17 protein-coding genes are annotated in these 18849 nt (G+C 64.8%); 12 read left to right on the forward strand and 5 right to left on the reverse strand.

Annotated elements, in window-relative coordinates; translation table 11 throughout:
• Positions 1–59 precede the first annotated feature (59 nt).
• The 12 genes from PSEMO_RS14165 (at position 60) to PSEMO_RS14220 (ending at position 13602) form a co-directional block, all read left to right on the forward strand.
• On the forward strand, positions 60–608 hold the full coding sequence (locus PSEMO_RS14165; protein WP_075803621.1) for a PQQ-dependent catabolism-associated CXXCW motif protein: 549 nt from the start codon (positions 60–62) through the stop codon (positions 606–608).
• A gap of 48 nt (positions 609–656) precedes the next feature.
• Positions 657–1322, forward strand: coding sequence for a response regulator (locus PSEMO_RS14170; protein ID WP_075803622.1), 666 nt, complete (start codon positions 657–659; stop codon positions 1320–1322).
• A gap of 538 nt (positions 1323–1860) precedes the next feature.
• A complete protein-coding gene (locus PSEMO_RS14175) occupies positions 1861–2943 on the forward strand; it encodes a 3-deoxy-7-phosphoheptulonate synthase (RefSeq protein WP_075803623.1) in 1083 nt (360 codons plus the stop codon).
• A 187-nt stretch (positions 2944–3130) separates the two neighbouring features.
• Entirely contained in the window at positions 3131–3412 is a 282-nt protein-coding gene (locus PSEMO_RS14180) for a peptidylprolyl isomerase (RefSeq protein ID WP_064304619.1), read from the forward strand.
• Between the two features lie 9 nt (positions 3413–3421).
• Positions 3422–5266: an extracellular solute-binding protein gene (locus tag PSEMO_RS14185; protein ID WP_075803624.1), complete on the forward strand. Its 1845-nt coding sequence runs from the start codon at positions 3422–3424 to the stop codon at positions 5264–5266.
• A complete protein-coding gene (locus PSEMO_RS14190; RefSeq protein ID WP_075803625.1) occupies positions 5263–6315 on the forward strand; it encodes a microcin C ABC transporter permease YejB in 1053 nt (350 codons plus the stop codon). Before PSEMO_RS14185 ends, PSEMO_RS14190 begins: the two co-directional genes overlap by 4 nt.
• Complete coding sequence (locus PSEMO_RS14195) at positions 6315–7337, forward strand: ABC transporter permease (RefSeq protein ID WP_075803626.1); 1023 nt, start codon at positions 6315–6317, stop codon at positions 7335–7337. The genes PSEMO_RS14190 and PSEMO_RS14195 overlap by 1 nt, the downstream gene beginning before the upstream one ends.
• Positions 7338–7358: 21 nt before the next feature.
• Positions 7359–8753: a sigma-54 interaction domain-containing protein gene (locus PSEMO_RS14200; protein WP_075803627.1), complete on the forward strand. Its 1395-nt coding sequence runs from the start codon at positions 7359–7361 to the stop codon at positions 8751–8753.
• Positions 8754–9028: 275 nt separating this feature from the next.
• Positions 9029–10420 carry a GntP family permease gene (locus PSEMO_RS14205; RefSeq protein WP_075803628.1) on the forward strand — a complete coding sequence of 464 codons (1392 nt, stop codon included), beginning with the start codon at positions 9029–9031 and terminating at the stop codon, positions 10418–10420.
• A gap of 13 nt (positions 10421–10433) precedes the next feature.
• Complete coding sequence (hbdH, locus tag PSEMO_RS14210; RefSeq protein WP_075803629.1) at positions 10434–11204, forward strand: 3-hydroxybutyrate dehydrogenase; 771 nt, start codon at positions 10434–10436, stop codon at positions 11202–11204.
• Between the two features lie 128 nt (positions 11205–11332).
• Complete coding sequence (locus PSEMO_RS14215; RefSeq protein ID WP_075803630.1) at positions 11333–13288, forward strand: acetoacetate--CoA ligase; 1956 nt, start codon at positions 11333–11335, stop codon at positions 13286–13288.
• Positions 13289–13326: 38 nt separating this feature from the next.
• Positions 13327–13602, forward strand: a complete 276-nt coding sequence (locus tag PSEMO_RS14220) for a peptidylprolyl isomerase (protein WP_064304626.1) — start codon at positions 13327–13329, stop codon at positions 13600–13602.
• A gap of 122 nt (positions 13603–13724) precedes the next feature.
• Here the strand turns inward: PSEMO_RS14220 and PSEMO_RS14225 are convergent, their stop codons facing one another.
• From PSEMO_RS14225 to PSEMO_RS14245, 5 genes are all read right to left on the reverse strand, one after another.
• Positions 13725–13967 carry a DUF1652 domain-containing protein gene (locus PSEMO_RS14225; protein WP_372239120.1) on the reverse strand — a complete coding sequence of 81 codons (243 nt, stop codon included), beginning with the start codon at positions 13965–13967 and terminating at the stop codon, positions 13725–13727.
• 137 nt (positions 13968–14104) lie between these two features.
• The gene (locus PSEMO_RS14230) at positions 14105–14731 is read right to left on the reverse strand and encodes a LysE family translocator (RefSeq protein ID WP_075803632.1); all 627 of its coding nucleotides are present in this window, start codon (positions 14729–14731) and stop codon (positions 14105–14107) included.
• 233 nt (positions 14732–14964) lie between these two features.
• A complete protein-coding gene (locus PSEMO_RS14235) occupies positions 14965–17388 on the reverse strand; it encodes a TonB-dependent siderophore receptor (protein ID WP_075803633.1) in 2424 nt (807 codons plus the stop codon).
• 77 nt (positions 17389–17465) lie between these two features.
• Positions 17466–18296, reverse strand: coding sequence for a FecR family protein (locus PSEMO_RS14240; RefSeq protein WP_075803634.1), 831 nt, complete (start codon positions 18294–18296; stop codon positions 17466–17468).
• Positions 18293–18799, reverse strand: coding sequence for an RNA polymerase sigma factor (locus PSEMO_RS14245; RefSeq protein ID WP_075803635.1), 507 nt, complete (start codon positions 18797–18799; stop codon positions 18293–18295). The genes PSEMO_RS14240 and PSEMO_RS14245 overlap by 4 nt, the downstream gene beginning before the upstream one ends.
• Positions 18800–18849: the final 50 nt, after the last annotated feature.

Genomic DNA, 18849 nt, shown 5'->3' on the forward strand with positions numbered 1-18849 from the left:
TTCACAAAGCCCCGGCACTGACCTGTAATACCGGCATAACAAAAACGAGACTGACGACCATGCTGCCCCGTGTCCTGTCCGCCCTCTCCTGCCTGGCCCTGTCCGGCCTGCTTGCCGGCAATGCCCTGGCCGAAGCGCCGCCGTTTTCCGCCGATGGCTACCGCAACGGCCTGTACCGCAGCCCGACGCCAGCCACTGCCGAATCCGCGAAAACCGTCGATACCGCCCAGGTCCAGGCCTTGCTCCAGCAGCAACCCTCGGCCCTGCTCATCGACGTGTACAAGCGTCAGTTCCTCAATGGCCAATTCATCGCCAGTGAACCCCACGCCAACCTGCCCGGCAGCCACTGGCTGGCCAATACCGGTGACGGCGAACTGGATGCGCAATGGAACCGGTACTTCAGCCGTCACCTGGAACGCCTGAGCGATGGCAACCGCCAGCGCGCCATCGTCTTCTACTGCCGTTCCGATTGCTGGCTGAGCTGGAACGCGGTCAAGCGCGCCACGGCGCTGGGCTACACGCAGCTGTACTGGTACCGTGACGGTCTCGATGCCTGGGAAAATGCCGGCCTGCCCGTGGTCGCCGCCACCCCCGAAGCCTTTCCCTGAACCAGCTGTTCCTTGCGGTCGAAACCAAAACAATAAGGTGCAAACGCCATGTACAAGATTCTGATCGCCGACGACCATCCGCTGTTTCGCGAAGCCATCCATAACGTCATTAGCGACGGTTTTCCCGGTAGCGAAGTGATGGAAACCGCCGACCTGGACAGCGCCCTGGCGCTGACCGGCGAGCACGACGATCTCGACCTGATCCTGCTCGACCTGAACATGCCCGGCATGCATGGCCTGGGCGGGCTGATCAACCTGCGCAACGAGGCGCCGACCATTCCGGTGGTGATCGTCTCCGCCGAACAGGACAAGCAGATCGTCCTCCAGGCCATCACCTACGGCGCGGTGGGCTTTATCACCAAGTCCTCGCCGCGCTCGCAGATGACCGAGGCCATCGAGCAGATCCTCAATGGCAACGTGTACCTGCCGCCGGACATCATCCGCACCCAGAAGAGCGGCAGCCGCCGCAGCCAGAGCGAGGCCCAGGGCTTTGCGCCCGAGCTGTTGCAGGCCCTGACCCGCAAGCAACTGCTGGTGCTGGAACGCATGACCAAGGGCGAATCCAACAAGCAGATCGCCTACAACCTGGATATCGCCGAGACCACGGTAAAGGCCCACGTGTCGGCGATCCTGCGCAAGCTCAACGTGCATAACCGGGTGCAGGCGATCCTTAGCGCGGGGGATATCGACTTCACGGCCTATCTGCGTCGTTAGGAATAATTAATCGTTACGATGGAAATTAATCGTTGAAACACGCAGTTACGCTGAAGTAAGCTCGAACGCATTCAACTGGAGCAGCACATGAACCACACCACTCACCTCCACGCACAGCAAGCCGGTCGCCCAGCGCGTTCCGTTGCGTCCGTGGCTGCCTGTGGCTGCGCTGCCCCGGCCGCGTTTTATTTTGGGTATTGGTTTAGCCACAGGCGCCGCTGATACCCACACCGGCGCCCATTAACAGGGCCGCCGAACACGAGAACTCTCGAACCCCCGGACGGCCCAGCCCTCCGGGGGTTTTGTTTTTTGCGCCGTCACCACCAGACACCATTGAGGAATCGACACATGAACTACGCCACCTACTACCGCTACCAAAGCTCTGCCTGGCGATTTAGCCACTGCCGTTCGGGCCAGCCAGCCGCCTCCGACCGGTCCGTTGCGGGTGGCATCAACACACATTCAAGTATCTGTCGAACACAACGATAGGGCCGAAGGCGCGGGACAGAACCCGCCTTCCGCCCAGGGAATTCCGAACATGCAAGCGACTACCCAGGCACTGCCACTGAACACCCCTGCCGCAGCCAACACTTCCGTGAGCCTGCGTCTGCCCAGCCCCGTGCAACTCAAGCAGCAGTTGCCGCTCTCTGCGGCCCTCGCGGCCCAGGTCCAGCAGCACCGTGACGCGGTGAAACAGATTCTCGACGGTCACGACCCGCGCCTGCTCGTGGTGGTCGGCCCCTGCTCCCTGCACGACCCGCGCTCCGCCCTCGAATACGCCGACCGCCTGGCCGCACTGGCCCGCGAACTGGATGACCAGTTGCTCCTGGTGATGCGCGCCTACGTGGAAAAGCCCCGCACCACCGTCGGCTGGAAAGGCCTGGCCTACGACCCGCAGCTGGACGGCAGCGACGATATGCACGGTGGCTTGCGCCTGTCCCGGGAACTGATGCTGGGCATGCTCGAACGCGGCCTGCCGGTGGCCACCGAGCTGCTGCAACCCATGGCCGCCGGCTACTTCGATGATGTGCTGAGCTGGGCGGCGATCGGTGCGCGCACCACCGAATCGCAGATCCACCGCGAGATGGTCAGCGGCCTCGGTCTGCCGGTGGGCTTCAAGAACGGTACTAATGGCGGTGTCGGTATCGCCTGTGACGCGATCCGCAGTGCAGCCCATCCGCACCGGCATTTCGGCCTGGACGCCCAGGGCCACCCGGCCATTGTCGAGACCCTTGGCAACCCGGATACCCACCTGGTCCTGCGGGGCGGGCACAAGGGCCCGAACCATGACGCGGACAGTGTCGCCATGGCCCGCCAAGGGCTGGCCAAGGCCGGCATCGCCGCGCGGATCATGGTCGATTGCAGCCACGCCAACAGTGGCAAGGACCCGCTCAAGCAACCGGCTGTGCTGCGCGATGTGATCGACCAGCGGGTCGCGGGTGATCGCTCGCTGGTGGGGGTGATGATCGAGAGCCATCTGTTCGACGGCTGCCAGGTGCTGGGCAAGGGGCCGTTGAAGTACGGGGTGTCGATTACCGATGGTTGCCTGGGCTGGGACGGGACCGAGGCGATGTTGCGTGAGGCGGCTGGTCGGCTGCGCAAGGAGCGGGATTTTTCGTGATCTCTCGGGCCCTATCGCCGGCAACGCCGGCTCCCACAGGATTCGGCGGTGCACGCGGATACTTGTGGGAGCCGGCGTTGCCGGCGATAGGGCCCTCAAGAACACGGCAAACTTCCTACAAGGTTTCAGGAGAAATCACCCACCAATTCCGGTAGGCTCTGGCTTTTCCCAACAGGAGTACGTCCCCATGGCCCGAGCCACTGCCCGCCACATCCTCGTCAGCAGCGAAGACAAGTGCAACGAACTGAAAGCACAGATCGAAGCCGGCGCGGACTTCGCCGAAGTTGCCAAAGCCAACTCCACCTGCCCGTCCAGCCGCCAGGGCGGTGACCTGGGTTCCTTCGGCCCAGGCCAGATGGTCAAGGAATTCGACACCGTGGTGTTCAGCGCCCCGATCAACGTGGTACAGGGTCCGGTCAAGACCCAGTTCGGCTACCACCTGCTGGAAGTCACCAGCCGCCAGGACTGATCGGTCTTGATGCGTAAGGCCATCCTGGCCTTTGGGGGCTGCCTGGCAGCCCTTCTTGGGTTCAGCGCCCAGGCCGCCCCCACCCATGCCCTCACCGTCTACGGCGAGGCGCCACGCTACCCGCAGCACTTCCAGCACTTCCAGTACACCAACCCTGACGCCCCCAAGGGCGGCAGCCTGCGTCGTTCGGCCATCGAGATCGGCCAGTTCGACCATATCCTTCCCTATATCGACAAGGGCATCGGCGTCAGCGAAATCGATGGCTGGCTGTACGCGCCCCTGGCCGTGCGCTCGCTGGACGAGCCCTACACCGTCTACGGCCTGGTCGCCCGGCGCATGGAACGGGCCGACGATGGCCTGTGGCTGCGCTTCTACCTTGACCCCAAGGCACGCTTCGCCGACGGCAAGCCGATCCGCGCCGAAGACGTGCGCTTCACCTACGACCTGCTGCTGCGCGACGGCAGCCTGAAGTACCGCACCCAGTTCGCCGATGTCGCCGACGTGGTGGTCGAATCGCCGACCCAGGTGCGCTTCGACTTCAAGACCAACCAGAACCGCACCCTGCCCCTGGACCTCGCCTCACTGCCGGTGCTCCCGGAACACTGGTGGCGCGGCCGCGATTTCGCCAATGGCGGCGGCTTCGAGGCACCGCTGGGCAGCGGGCCGTACAAGGTCGGGCGGATCGACAACGGTCGCAGCATCACCTTCGAACGCGACCGCGACTGGTGGGGCAAGGACCTGCCGGTCAACCGCGGACGCTACAACTTCGACCAGATGCGCATCGAGTACTTCGGCGACACCGACGTGGCACGCCAGGTGTTGCGCGGCGGCGGCTACGACTACAACCGCGAGTTCTCCGCCACCGGCTACACCATCGGCTACGCCGGGCCCGCCCTTGACGACGGCCGCCTGCAACGCGCCCATCTGGCGAAAGAAGCCCCGCAGAACGCCCAGGGCTACGTGTTCAACCTGCAACGTCCGATGTTCCAGGACCGTCGCGTGCGCCAGGCCATCGCCCTGCTCTGGGACTTCGAATGGAGCAACCGGCGGATGATGCGCGATATGTATATCCGCCAGCAGAGCTACTTCGCCAATAGCCCGTTGGCGGCCCGGGAATTGCCGGATGCCGAAGAGCTGAAGATCCTCGAACCGTTGCGCGGGCAGATCCCCGACGAGGTCTTCACCCAGGTCTTCGAAGCACCGCGTACCGACGGCTCGGGGATCATCCGCGACAAGCAGCTGCAGGCCCTGGCCCTGCTGGCCGAAGCCGGCTGGCACCCGGACGGCGATCGCCTGGTCAACGCCCAGGGCGAACCGCTGAGCTTCACCTTCCTCAACGGCCAGAACGGCATGGAGCGCCTGCTGCTGCCGTGGAAGCGCACCCTGGCGCAGATCGGCATCGACATGCAGATCCGCCGGGTCGACTCGGCGCAGTACGTCAACCGCCTGATGGCACGGGACTACGACATGATCGTCACCGGCTACCCGGTCACCACCTCGCCGGGGCTGGAGCTGTACAGCTATTTCGGCTCGGCGGCGGCCAAGGACCCGGGCTCGAACAACTTCATGGCCCTGCAAAGCCCGGTGGTGGACCAACTGATCGACGGCCTGGTGCGTGCCGACACCCAGGCCGGCATGCAGCGCCATGCCCATGCCCTGGACCGGGTGCTGCAATGGAATTACTACTGGATTCCCAACTACTACCCGCCAGGCACCTCCAGCGTGTGGTGGAACCGCTTCGGCCTGCCGAAGATCCCGGCGGCCAATGACCCGGCGCTGGACACCTGGTGGGAAATCAGCCCCACCGCGCTGACCAACGACCAGATGGCCGAACGTACCAAGGGCAAGCCATGACCGCCTATATCCTGCGGCGCCTGCTGCTGATCATCCCGACCTTGCTGGTGATCCTGCTGGTCAACTTCGTGATCGTCCAGGCCGCACCGGGTGGACCGGTCGAACAAGCCGTTGCACGCTTGCAAGGTATTGGCGGCGGCGCGCCGGGCGCGTCCTCGATGCAGCTCGATTCCCGAGCCAGCCGCGGCCTCGACCCGGCCCTGCTGGAAACCATCAAGAAACAATACGGTTTCGACAAGTCCGCGCCCGAGCGCCTGTGGCTGATGCTCGGCAACTACGCCCGGCTGGACTTCGGCGAGAGTTTCTTCCGCGGCGCCAAGGTCACCGACCTGATCCTCGACAAGATGCCGGTGACCCTGTCCCTGGGCTTCTGGGCCACCTTCATCACCTACCTGGTGTCGATCCCCCTGGGTATCCGCAAGGCGGTGCGACATGGCAGCGCGTTCGATGCCTGGAGCAGCAGCCTGATCGTGATCGGCTACGCCCTGCCCTCGTTCCTCTTCGCCCTGCTGCTGATCGTGCTGTTCGCCGGCGGCACCTCGCTGAACTGGTTCCCGGTGCGCGGGCTGGTCTCGGAGAACTTCGCCGAGCTGAGCTTCATCGGCAAGGTCGCCGACTATTTCTGGCACCTGGTGCTGCCGGTGGGCGCCCTGGTGATCGGTGGTTTCGCCACCCTGACGTTGCTGACCAAGAACGCCTTCCTCAACGAGATCACCCGCCAGTACGTGATCACCGCCAAGGCCAAGGGCCTGACCGAGCGCCGGGTGCTCTACGGCCATGTGTTCCGCAACGCCATCCTGCTGGTGGTGGCCGGCCTGCCCCAGGCGCTGATCACCGTGTTCTTCGCCGGCTCGCTGATGATCGAGGTGATCTTCTCCCTCGATGGCCTCGGGCGCATGAGCTATGACGCGGCGGTAAGCCGGGATTATCCGGTGGTGTTCGGCACCCTGTTCATCTTCACCCTGTTCGGCTTGCTGATCCGCCTGGCGGGCGATATCGCCTACACCCTGGTGGACCCGCGCATCGACTTTTCCACGAGGGCGCACTGATGTTCTGCCTGTCGCCCATCAGCCAGCGGCGCTGGCAGCGCTTTCGCAAGAACCGCCGGGGCTGGTTCTCGCTCTGGGCCTTCGCCGCCCTGCTCACCCTGAGCCTCGGCGCCGAGCTGATCGCCAATGACAAGCCGCTGGTCCTGAAGTACGACGGCAGCTTGTATTTCCCGGCGTTCAAGCGCTACACCGAGCAGCAGTTCGGCGGCCAGTTGCCGTTCCAGGCGGACTACCGCAGCCAGTACGTGCGCGAGCTGATCGAGGGCAAGGGAGGCTGGATGCTGTTCCCGCCGATTCCGTTCAGCGCCGATACGCCCAACTATGACCTCCAGGTGCCGGCACCGAGCCCGCCGACCGCAAGCAACTGGCTGGGCACCGATGACCAGGCCCGGGATGTGCTGGCCCGGGTGATCTATGGCACCCGGGTCTCGATCCTGTTCGCCCTGGCCCTGACCGTCATCAGCACGATCATCGGCGTCACGGCCGGGGCCCTGCAGGGCTACCACGGCGGCTGGGTCGACCTGATCGGCCAGCGCCTGCTGGAAGTCTGGTCGGGGCTGCCGGTGCTGTACCTGCTGATCATCCTCAGCGGCTTCGTCGAGCCGAACTTCTGGTGGCTGCTGGGGATCATGGCGCTGTTTTCCTGGCTGGCCCTGGTGGACGTGGTACGCGCCGAATTCCTCCGCGGGCGCAACCTGGAGTATGTCCAGGCCGCCCGGGCCATGGGCCTGTCGGACCGCCTGGTGATCGTCCGGCATATCCTGCCCAACGCGATGAACGCCACCCTGACCTACCTGCCGTTCATCCTCACCGGGGCCATCTCCACGCTTACCGCCCTGGACTTCCTCGGCTTCGGCATGCCCGCCGGCAGCGCCTCGCTCGGCGAGCTGGTCAACCAGGGCAAGCAGAACCTGCAGGCGCCCTGGCTGGGCTTTACCGCCTTCTTCGCCCTGGCGCTGATCCTCACCCTGCTGGTGTTCATCGGCGACGCCTTGCGTGAAGCCTTCGACCCCCGAGCCTGACTTTCCCTGACGGAATACCCCATGCAAGACGACAGCCTCAAGGACTACCAGCGGGTGCGCCGCCTAGCGATCAAATCGCTGTTCGAGATCATCGAGCAGTCCAGTGAAGGTACGGTGATCGTCGATCGCGAGGCGCGGATCGTCTGGATGAACGAGCGTTATGCCCGGCGCTTCGGCCTGGCCGATGCCAGCGCCGCCATCGGCCAGCCCTGCGAGCAGGTGATCCCCGGCAGCCTGATGCGCGAGGTGGTCAGCCAGGGGCGGCCGATCCTCCTGGACATGCTCGACACGCCCAAGGAACCGCTGGTGGTGATGCGCCTGCCGATCCAGGACGCCGGTGGCGAGGTGATCGGCGCCATCGGCTTCGCCCTGTTCGACGAGTTGCGCAGCCTGTCGCCGCTGCTCAAGCGCTATTCCAGCATGCAGCAGGAACTGGCCTCGACCCGCTCGCTGCTCAAGGCGCGCCAGGCCAAGTACAGCTTCAACCAGTTCATCGGCACCAGCCCGGCCAGCCTGGAAGTGAAGCGCCGGGCGCGGCGTGGGGCGAGCAGTGATTCGCCGGTCCTGTTGCTGGGCGAGACCGGCACCGGCAAGGAGTTGCTGGCCCATGCCATCCATGCCGCTTCGCCCCGGGCGCACAAGGCCTTCGTCAGCATCAACAGCGCGGCGATTCCGGAAACCTTGCTGGAGGCCGAGTTCTTCGGGACTGCGCCCGGGGCCTTCACCGGTGCCGAACGCAAGGGCCGCGCTGGCAAGCTGCAACTGGCCGAGGGCGGCACGCTGTTTCTCGACGAGATCGGCGATATGCCCCTGCCCTTGCAAAGCAAGCTGCTGCGGGTGTTGCAGGAGAAGGAATACGAGCCGGTAGGTTCGAACCAGATGCTGCAGAGCGATGTGCGGGTGATTGCCGCGACCTCCCGGGATTTGCAGGCGGCCATGGCCCGCGGGGAGTTTCGTGCCGACCTGTATTACCGGCTGAATGTGCTGCCCATCGAGGTGCCGGCGTTGCGTGAACGGATCGAGGATCTGCCGGCGCTGACCGAGGCGATCCTCGAAGACCTGGGCAGTCGGCATGAGCTGGAGGATGAGGCCCTGGCCCTGCTGGGGCGGCATGCCTGGCCGGGGAATATCCGTGAGTTGAGGAATGTGCTGGAGCGGGCGACCCTGCTGGCGGACCGGGCGCGCTTGGGGCTTGAAGATATTCGAGGGGCGCTGGGGACCTTGATGCCCCGGGCGGTTGAGGAGACCACGCCGGTGCTGGGGTATCGGGAGGCGTGCGAGGCGTTCGAGCGGCAGCTGTTGCGGGAGGCGCTGGAGCGTTGTGCTGGAAATGTGCCGGAAGCGGCGCGGCAGCTGGGGTTGGGGCGGTCGACTCTGTACAAGAAGTTGGTGGCTTTGGGGATTCAGTCTCAATAAAGAGACCGGTATCTCCCGACAGAGATTGTTCTTGAGGGCCTCATCGCTGGCAAGCCAGCTCCCACAGGTACTGCGTGCGCCACGAAACCTGTGGGAGCTGGCTTGCCAACCATGAGGCCCTTGGGCTCAAAAGAAGTCTCATTTCAGAGACAAAATCGACCAAACAATTCAAATAAACAGAATTTACCCTTGTAAATCAGTCACTTAAACACCTGGCACAATCCCTGCTATCTCCTTGCCACCAACAAAAACAAGATTCACCAAGGAGACACTCGATGAGTGTGATCATCGCCCTGGCAGCCCTGGCGCTGCTGATGCTGGCCGCCTACCGTGGTTACAGCGTCATTCTGTTTGCCCCCATCGCCGCCCTCGGCGCGGTACTGCTCACCGACCCGTCCGCCGTGGCGCCCGCCTTCACCGGGGTGTTCATGGAAAAGATGGTCGGCTTCATCAAGCTCTACTTCCCGGTGTTCCTGCTCGGTGCGGTGTTCGGCAAGCTGATCGAGCTGTCGGGCTTCTCGCGCTCTATCGTCGCCGCCGCCATCCGCCTGCTCGGCACCCGCCAGGCCATGCTGGTGATCGTGCTGGTCTGCGCCCTGCTGACCTACGGCGGCGTGTCGCTGTTCGTCGTGGTGTTCGCGGTCTACCCATTCGCCGCCGAAATGTTCCGCCAGAGCAACATCCCCAAGCGCCTGATTCCGGCAACCATCGCCCTCGGCGCATTTTCCTTCACCATGGACGCCCTGCCCGGCACCCCGCAGATCCAGAACATCATCCCCAGCACCTTCTTCAACACCACCGCCTGGGCCGCGCCCTGGCTGGGGCTGATCGGCACCCTGTTCGTCTTCTGCACCGGCATGCTCTACCTGCAACGCCAGCGCAACAAGGCCCTGCGCGCCGGCGAAGGCTACGGCACCGAGCTGCGCAACGAGCCGGAAACCGCCGATGACCTGAAGCTGCCCAACCCGCTGCTGGCCCTGTCGCCGCTGCTGCTGGTAGGCATCATGAACCTGCTGTTCACCCACTGGATTCCCGAGTGGTACGGCAAGAGCCACAGCCTGCAACTGCCGGGCATGGCCGCGCCGGTGCAGACCGATATCGCCAAGCTCACCGCCATCTGGGCGGTGGAAGCGGCATTGTTGCTGGGCATCCTGCTGGTGCTGGTCAGTGGCTTCAGGGCGATCAAGACGCGCCTGGCCGATGGCACCAAGGCCGCCGTCGGCGGCGCCTTGCTGGCGGCTATGAACACCGCTTCGGAATACGGTTTCGGCGCGGTGATCGCCTCGTTGCCGGGCTTCCTGGTGCTGGCCGATGCCCTGCGCGCAATCCCCAATCCGCTGGTCAACGAAGCGATCACCGTCACCCTGCTGGCGGGCATCACCGGCTCGGCGTCCGGCGGCATGAGCATCGCCCTGGCCGCCATGTCCGAAACCTTCATCAGCGCGGCCAACGCCGCCAACATCCCGCTGGAAGTGCTGCACCGCGTCGCCGCCATGGCCAGCGGCGGCATGGACACCCTGCCGCACAACGGCGCGGTCATCACCTTGCTGGCCGTCACCGGCCTGACCCACCGTGAGGCCTACAAGGATATTTTCGGTATTACCCTGATCAAGACCCTGGCGGTGTTCGTCGTGATCGCCACCTTCTACGCCACCGGCATCGTTTGAGGATCGGACCTGTATGAAGCTTTCCGGAAAAACCGCACTGATCACCGGTTCCACCAGCGGCATCGGCCTGGGCATCGCCCGGGTCCTGGCCGAGGCCGGTGCCGATATCCTGCTCAACGGCTTCGGCGACCCGGCGGCAGCGCTGGCGGAAGTCGGCCAGTTCGGCGGCAAGGTCGCCCACCATCCTGCCGACCTGGGCGATGTAGCCCAGCTCGAAGCCTTGTTCGCCTACGCACAGCGGGAATTCGGCGGGGTCGATATCCTCGTCAACAACGCCGGGATCCAGCATGTGGCGCCGGTGGAGGAATTCCCGGTGGAGCGCTGGGATTCGATCATCGCCCTGAACCTGTCGGCGGTGTTCCATTGCACGCGCCTTGCTCTGCCGGGAATGAAGCGCAGCGGCTGGGGGCGGATCGTCAATATCGCCTCCGTGCATGGCCAGGTGGGGTCGGTGGGCAAGGCGGCTTACGTGGCGGCCAAGCATGGCGTGATCGGGTTGACCAAAGTGGTCGCGCTGGAGACCGCGACCACGGCGATCACCTGCAACGCCATCTGCCCCGGCTGGGTCCTGACGCCGCTGGTGCAGAAGCAGATCGATGCGCGCATCGCCGAGGGTATAGAGCCGCAGCAGGCGCAGCATGATCTGCTGGCGGAGAAACAGCCTTCGCTGGCGTTTGTCACGCCGGGGCATTTGGGGGAGCTGGTGGCGTTCCTGTGCGGCGAGGCCGGGAGCCAGGTTCGGGGGGCGGCGTGGAATGTGGATGGGGGGTGGCTGGCGCAGTAGATGTGTTGGGTTGCTCATGGCCTCATCGCTGGCAAGCCAGCTCCCACAGGGATCGCGTGGAAAGGGCCATCGGCGGCACCATAAAAGCTAGACTCAGGACATTGACAGACCACCAGGAAGAACCCCGCATGAACGATGTGCTCTGGCGCCCGGACGCGGCGCGTATTCAGGCCAGCCGGATGGAGCGTTTCCGGCATGCGATCAATCAGCGTTTCAACCTCGAACTGGCGGACTACGCCGCGCTGCACCAGTGGAGCATCGACCAGCGCCCAGCCTTCTGGCAGGCCCTGGCCGACGAGTTCGAGGTCATCTGGCACACAGCGCCCAGCCGTGTGCTCGAAGAAGGCCCACACATGCCCGATGCGCGCTGGTTCCCCGGCGCCACCCTGAACGTCGCCGAACACCTGCTGCGTCGCCGCGATCAAGGCACCGCCCTGGTCGCAGTCCGCGAGGACGGCCAGCGCCGCACCTTGAGCCATGCCCAGCTGGCCGCCGAGGTAGCCGGGTTGCAACGGGCCTTCAAGGCCGCCGGCATCGGCGTCGGCGACCGGGTTGCCGCGTGCATGCCCAACACCTGGCAAACCCTGGTCGCCATGCTCGCCGCCACCAGCCTGGGCGCGATCTGGTCCAGTTCCTCGCCGGAATTCGGCACCCAGGGCATCGTCGAACGCTTCGGCCAGATCGAGCCGAAGCTGCTGCTGGTCTGCGCCGGCTACCAGTACGCCGGCAAGTCGCTGTCCCAGGTCGACAAGATCAACGAAGTGCTGGCCGCCCTGCCGACCCTCGATCACCTGTTGGTGGTGCCCCACGGCGACACCCGCACCGACGCCTTCCACACCCCGGCCACCACCTGCCTGTGGGACGATTTCTACCAGCCCGGCGGCGAACCCGAATTCGTCGCCCTGCCTTTCGATCACCCGCTGTACATTCTCTATTCCAGCGGCACCACCGGGGTACCCAAGTGCATCGTCCACAGCGCTGGCGGCGTGCTCCTGCAACACCTCAAGGAACACGGCCTGCACAACGACCTGGGCAAGGACGACTGCCTGTTCTACTACACCACCTGCGGCTGGATGATGTGGAACTGGCTGGTCAGCGGCCTGGCCCTCGGCGCGACCCTGGTGTTGTACGACGGCTCGCCGTTCCATCCCGGCCCCGAGCGCCTGCTGGACCTGATCGACGCCGAAGGCATCAGCGTATTCGGCACCAGTGCCAAGTACCTCGCGGCACTGGAACAGGCCGGCCTGCGACCGCGCCATAGCCACCGCCTGGAGCGCCTGCGCCTGCTGCTGTCCACCGGTTCGCCGCTGTCGCCGCACAGCTACGACTATGTCTATCGCGAGATGAAAACCGAGGTGTGCCTGGTGTCGATGTCCGGCGGCACCGATATCGTCTCCTGCTTCGTCCTCGGCAACCCGACCCTGCCGGTGCGTCGCGGGGTCATCCAGTGCAAGGGCCTGGGCATGGCCGTCGAGGTGTGGAACGACCAGGGCCGGGCGGTGCTCGAGGAAAAAGGCGAGCTGGTCTGCACCCGGCATTTCCCGGCAATGCCCCTGGGCTTCTGGCACGACCCGGACGGCGAGCGCTTCAGCGCCGCCTATTTCAGCCAGTTTCCCGGTGTCTGGTGCCAGGGCGACTATGCCGAGGCGTTCGCCGACGGCAGCCTGGCGATCCATGGCCGCTCGGATGCCGTGCTCAATCCCGGCGGTGTGCGCATCGGCACCGCAGAGATCTACCGCCAGGTGGAAAAGCTCGGCGAGGTGCTGGACAGCGTCGCCATCGGCCAGCAATGGCAACACGACGTGCGCGTGGTGCTGTTCGTCCGCCTGGCCGACGGCGTGGAACTGGACGATACCCTGCAGGCGCGGATCCGCAAGGTCATCCGCGACAACACCAGCGCCCGCCATGTGCCGGCGGTGATCCTCCAGGTGGCGGACATCCCGCGGACCATCAGCGGCAAGATCGTCGAGCTGGCGGTACGCAACGTGGTGCACGGCTTGCCGGTGAAAAACACCGACGCCCTGGCCAATCCGCAGGCGTTGGAGCATTTTCGTGACCGCATCGAGCTGCGCGATCAGGCATAATCGCCGGCTTTTACCCGCAACCCCGAGGCACCCGCATCATGAAAGCACAGGCCCGTCACATCCTGGTCAAGACCGCCGAAGAGGCCGAGCAGCTCAAGCAGCGCATCGCCAAGGGCGAGGCCTTCGACGTGCTGGCGAAGAAATACTCCACCTGCCCGTCGGGCAAGCGCGGTGGCGATCTGGGCGAGATCCGCCCGGGGCAGATGGTCGGCGCGATCGACCAGGTGATCTTCAAGAAACCGCTGCGCACGGTGCATGGGCCGATCAAGAGCAAGTTCGGCTATCACCTGGTGCAGACGTTCTATCGGGATTGAGGATTTGTGTTGCTGCTGAAGGCCTCATCGCTGGCAAGCCAGCTCCCACAGGGTTCAGCAGCGCCGCCGACACTGTGGGAGCTGGCTTGCCAGCGATAAGGCCCTCAAGAACAACCCATGATCTAGCCGGCATCCCGCAATGGCTGCTTATCCAGCAACTCACAACGCAACTTGCTGACCAGGCTGGCGATCGCCCGGCTGTCGAGCTGTTCCGCGCGGATTCCGGTGACCTGCAGGTCGTGATGGGGGGAACCGCGATTGAATAACTGCACGGTCAGTGACTGGTCCGCCGCCTGGGTGCAGCGGCAGCGAACCGGCAAGAAACTCTTCTCGATGATATCGCGCAGTTCCAGCGTAGATAGCATGTCCATGACTCCAGGGCAGTTGAGGGACTGCAGCTCCGTGCTTGCAGTGCGTTCTCAAGCGTAGGCCAGCCGCCGCGAGGCAATAAGATCATTTCCCGATAAGCCGCAAGGTTTTTCTCTGTTATCGGATCGATAGCTCACGCCCGCCGGGCTGCCAGCAGCCCCAGCCCCGCGCAACTCAGCAACCCCGCACTCACCCGATTGAACAAGCGTCGCGGCCCCGGCTGGTTGAACCAGCGATGCAGGTACGCGCCGAGCCAGGCGTAGATGGCGATGGCGAACCACTCCAGCAGCAGGAACATCACCCCCAGCCAGAGGAATTGCTCGCCTACCGGCACGGCGCTGTTCATCGAGACGAACTGCGGCAGAAACGCCGTGAATATGAGTATTGCCTTCGGATTTCCTGCAGCTACGAAAAACTCCTGCCGCGCCAGCTTCAGCACCCCGCCCTTGCGCTCGACGACCGCCCCACCCTCGCCCACCGGCGCACGCCAGAGTTGCCAGGCGATAGAGAAGAGGTAGAACGCACCGATGACCTTGATCGCCAGGAACAGGTATTCGCTGGTGTGCAGCACCACCGCCAGGCCGAGGGCGGCCAGGAGGATCATCCCGGCGAAGGCGAACAAGCGGCCGATCCCGGCGACGCAGGCGGTGCGCAGGCCGTAGCGGCTGGCATTGTTCAGCGACAGCAGGTTGTTCGGACCGGGGGCCATGTTGAGGGCGAAGCAGGCAGGGATGAAGAGTGCGAGGGTGGACAGGTCCATGGCGGGCTCCTTGGGCAAGGAGGCTAGAGTGGGTGGCGGTGGTGGGCGGCGTCAAGATCGATGAATCGTCGGCGCGGCCAAGGGCCTCATCGCTGGCAACGCCAGCTCCCACAAAGTCCGAGTCGGGCATCAACCCTGCTGCTGACTCAGGACCCTGTGGGAGCTGGCGTTGCCGGCGATGAGGCCATCAGCAACAGCAGAAATCCATTGCTGATCCGGGGGTTCGGGCCCCCTTACCAGTCGTGGCTATACCCCACCGTCAACACCGTCCCCGGCGCCGGCAGATGGCTGGTATTGGTACTGCTACGCATCAACTGGCTGTACAGCGGGTAGTAGTCACGGTTGAACAGGTTCTGGATGCCCAGGCTGACCCGGTCATTGGCCGTGACCCGGTACTGGCTGACCAGATCCACCGTGGCATAACCATCCACCTTGCGCCGGCCAAAGCTGGCGACGCCATCCAGGCGATAGTCGTGGCCATCGAACCAGGTGAGCTGGGCACGGTGGCTCCAGTCTTCATCCGGTTTGTACTCCACGTATCCAGTGACCTTGAGCGGCGGGATGCGGTAGCCGGTCATGTCCTGCCAGTCGCCGTTGTCCGGCTTTTCGCGCCCCTTGAGCCAACTGAAGGTACCACCCGCGCCCCAACGCTCATCGACGCTGAGCCAGTCGGCACTGCCCTCGATACCGTAGATGCGCTCCTGGGTACGGGTGAGGATCAGGCCATTGTTGAAGCTCTGCACGTCACCCAGCTTGGAGGTGGTGTAGAACACTGCCAGGGTCGCGAGGGTCTGCTCGCCCACCGCGCCGCGCCAGCCCAGCTCATAGTTGTTGGTTTTCACCGGTTCCAGGTTCGACGAGTCGATATCGAACCCGCGCCGGGCATTGCGCACCTGGACACCGATATCCGGCAACTGGAAGCCCTGGCTGAACGCCGCATACAGCTCCTGCCCGCTGACCGGCGACCAGGTCAGGCTGATATTCGAGAGCAGCGCATCGTAGTTGACCTCGCCTCCAGCCACGGTTGCGGGTGAGACTGCCGTGGACTCCGACAGCGGCACGAAGTCGTCATAACGCGCCGTGGCGTACTCGTAGCGCACCCCGCCTTCCATCGACCATTGCTCGTTGAAACGGTGCTGTAGCTGGGCAAAACCGCCGAGGCTGCGCGTGGTCAGGTCGGGCATGTAGGTGAGCCGGCCGATCTTGTCGTAGACCCGTCCGCCACTGGCGTCGTACTGGCGCGGGTCGAAGATGTCGATGGGCATGTCGCTGCGTTCCTGGTTGAAGTCCGCGCCCCACAGCAGCTCGGTATCGCCCGCCGTGCCCAGCGGCGTGCGCAGGGTCACGCGGCTGCCGAACACCTCGCTGTTCTGCATCACCTGGTCGACATTGCGTCCGCGGGTGGCCACCCCCCGGGCATCGAACGGGGTGAAACGGGTGAAGTAGTCGCGGTAGTAGAGCTGCGCATTGAGGGAGCTGCCGAACACATCGGCATGCGCATACTCCAGGTTGACCAGGGTGTTCTTGATCTGGTTCTGCTCGTCGAGGGACAACCCCGACAGCGCATGGGCCGGCACCGATCCCGGCGGCAGGCGGGCGACACTCGGGTCGGAGGTGTAGTCGCTGTCCTGGTCGGCGTTGTAGTGGCTGGCGGAGAGCTGGATGCGTTGCGCGTCGTCGATGCGCAGGCCGAGCTTGCCGCCGATATTGTAGGTATTGGAGTCGAACAGGTCGCCCTGGCTCGGCTCCGGGGCAATGCGATGGCCCTTGGCGTCATAGGAGGCGCCAATATGCCGGGCACCGAAATCGAGGGCGTAGTCGACCTTGCCCTCGGAACCGGAGAAATGCTGCTGCAACTGCCCGCCCAGGCCATCGTTGCCCAGCTTGCTCAGGGGCGATTCGGCCTTGAGGGAGGTCTGCGCACGGTTTTCACCGCCCGCCGGACGGGTGGTGATGGAGATGATCCCGCCGGTAGCACCAGCGCCGTAGATCGCACTGCTGCCGCGAATCACCTCGACCCGCTCGATCAGCGCCGGGTCGATATTGGCCAGGTTGCGCGAGGAGTCGCGGTTGGTGTTGAGCGGCACACCATCGACCAGCACCAGCATGGTCCGTCCACGCAGGGTCTGGCCGTAGTCGGTGATGGTGCGGCTGGAGTCGGCCATGCCCGGCACGCTCTTGGCCAGCACCGTGGCCAGGCTGTCGGAGCCTTCACGCAACTGTTCCAACTGCTCGCGCTCGATCACATTGACCTGACGGGCCGGCGGCACCAGGTTGCTGCTGGTGCGCGACGAGGTGATTTCCAGGCTGGACAGTTCCATGACCTCGGGCTCGGTAGCCGGCGCCACTGCTGCAGCCGGCACCACCACGAAGGTCTGCTCGCCACGCTCTTCGACACTCAGCCCGCTATTGCCCAGCAACCGTTGCAGGGCCTGCTCCAGGGTGTAGCGGCCTTTCAGCGCCGGCGCCTGCTTGCCGGTGGTGATATCGCTGGCAAAGAGGATCTGCGCCTTGGCCTGACGGGCCAGGGCATTCAGGGATTGTTCAAGCGACGCAGCAGGGACATCGAATTCCTGCGGCGCCGACTGGGCCAGGGCGATCGAACTCGACAGCAGGCCGGCGGCCAGCAACGACAGGGACAACGGGGACTGACTCACGCAAGGCGCTCCATGAAATGAAAGGGTCATGGAGATAGCCGCCCGCCGACCCGCGCAACCCTACCCTGATAGTGAAATTATTTTTTCCCGCGGGGGCTGATCAACACGGCACCCTCGGCGCCAGTGTTCAACTGCACCGGCAGGATGCTCGGCAGCAACGCCAGCAGACGCTCGACATGGGCGCTGTCGAATACCCCGGACACCGGCAGCGTGCCGAGCCTGGCGTCCTGCAGGCGCACGGGCTTGTCCTGGTAACGCTGGATCACCGCGAGCACTTCGCTGAGCGGTGTCCGTTCGAAGACCAGTTGTCCGCTGCGCCAGGCGCCGACACCGCCGGCATCCACCGCCGTCACGGCGCCGGACTGACCGTTGCCGAGGCGTACTTGCTGACCCGGCGCCAGCTCACGGTCCGCAGCGCCCGCCTTCACCGCCACGCGGCCTTCGGCCACGCTGACCCGAACCTCGCCGGCCTGGCGATCGACGTTGAAACGTGTACCGACCACCCGGATCGAAGCCTCGCCGGCCTCCACCAGGAATGGCCGGTAGACCCGCGGCGCCACCTCGAACAGGGCCTGACCGCCCAGCAGTTCGGTGCGTCGGCTGAACAGATGCCAACTGACGCCGAGTTCGCTGGCACCGTCGAGGGTTACCTGGGAGCCATCGCTCAAGTCCAGGGTCTGTCGCTCGCCGACCTGGGTCCGGTAGTGCTCGCTGCGGTAGGCCGGATCGACCCACACCAAGGTGCCCAGCAGCGCCAGGGACAGCAGCCCCGCAGCCGTCACACCGACGCGCTTCTTGCGCGGCTTCGGCTCGGGCATGGGAAAGCGCTGCTTGAGCGCTTCGCGCAGGCGGGCAATGGCCTGGTCTTCGTCGGCGTATTTGCCGGGCCGTGTAGTGCGTTCGCTCATGCCAGGTACTCGCGGCAGGCGGCCATACCGAGGCGCAGGTGCTTTTCCACGGTTTTCAGGGAGATCCCCAGACGCTCGGCGACCTCGGCCTGGGGCAGTTCGTGGATCTTGTGCATGACGAACACCATCTGGCAGCGCGGCGGCAGGCCTTCGACGGCGCGGACCAGACGTTCGAGCGTCTGGCTGGCATCGAGCTGGCGCTCCTGGCTGGGGATATGCGCCTCCACTTCCGGCAGCTCGGGTACCGCCACGATCCAGCGCTGCCGACGGCGTTCGCCACGGTAGCGGCTGACGGCGTTGTCGTGGGTGATCTTGCGCAGCAGGGCCAAGGGCGTGCGTACACCTTCCTTTTCCTGTTTTTCCAGAAGTTGCACGCAGACGTCATGGACCACCTCGCGGGCAAAGCCGCGCTCACCGAATCGGCGGCGGATATGTTCCACCAGTTCGTCGTAATGACGAACCAGGGTGGACAGCAGCGAGGGCTTCGGAGGATCGGCCTGCACAGTACTCTGCCTGGAAAAGTGCCTGGGAAGGAATGCTGGGGCCGGAGTGT

Origin of the sequence: Pseudomonas putida (assembly GCF_001941965.1) — a bacterium.
In the GTDB taxonomy this organism is placed as follows: Bacteria; Pseudomonadota; Gammaproteobacteria; order Pseudomonadales; family Pseudomonadaceae; genus Aquipseudomonas; species Aquipseudomonas putida_L.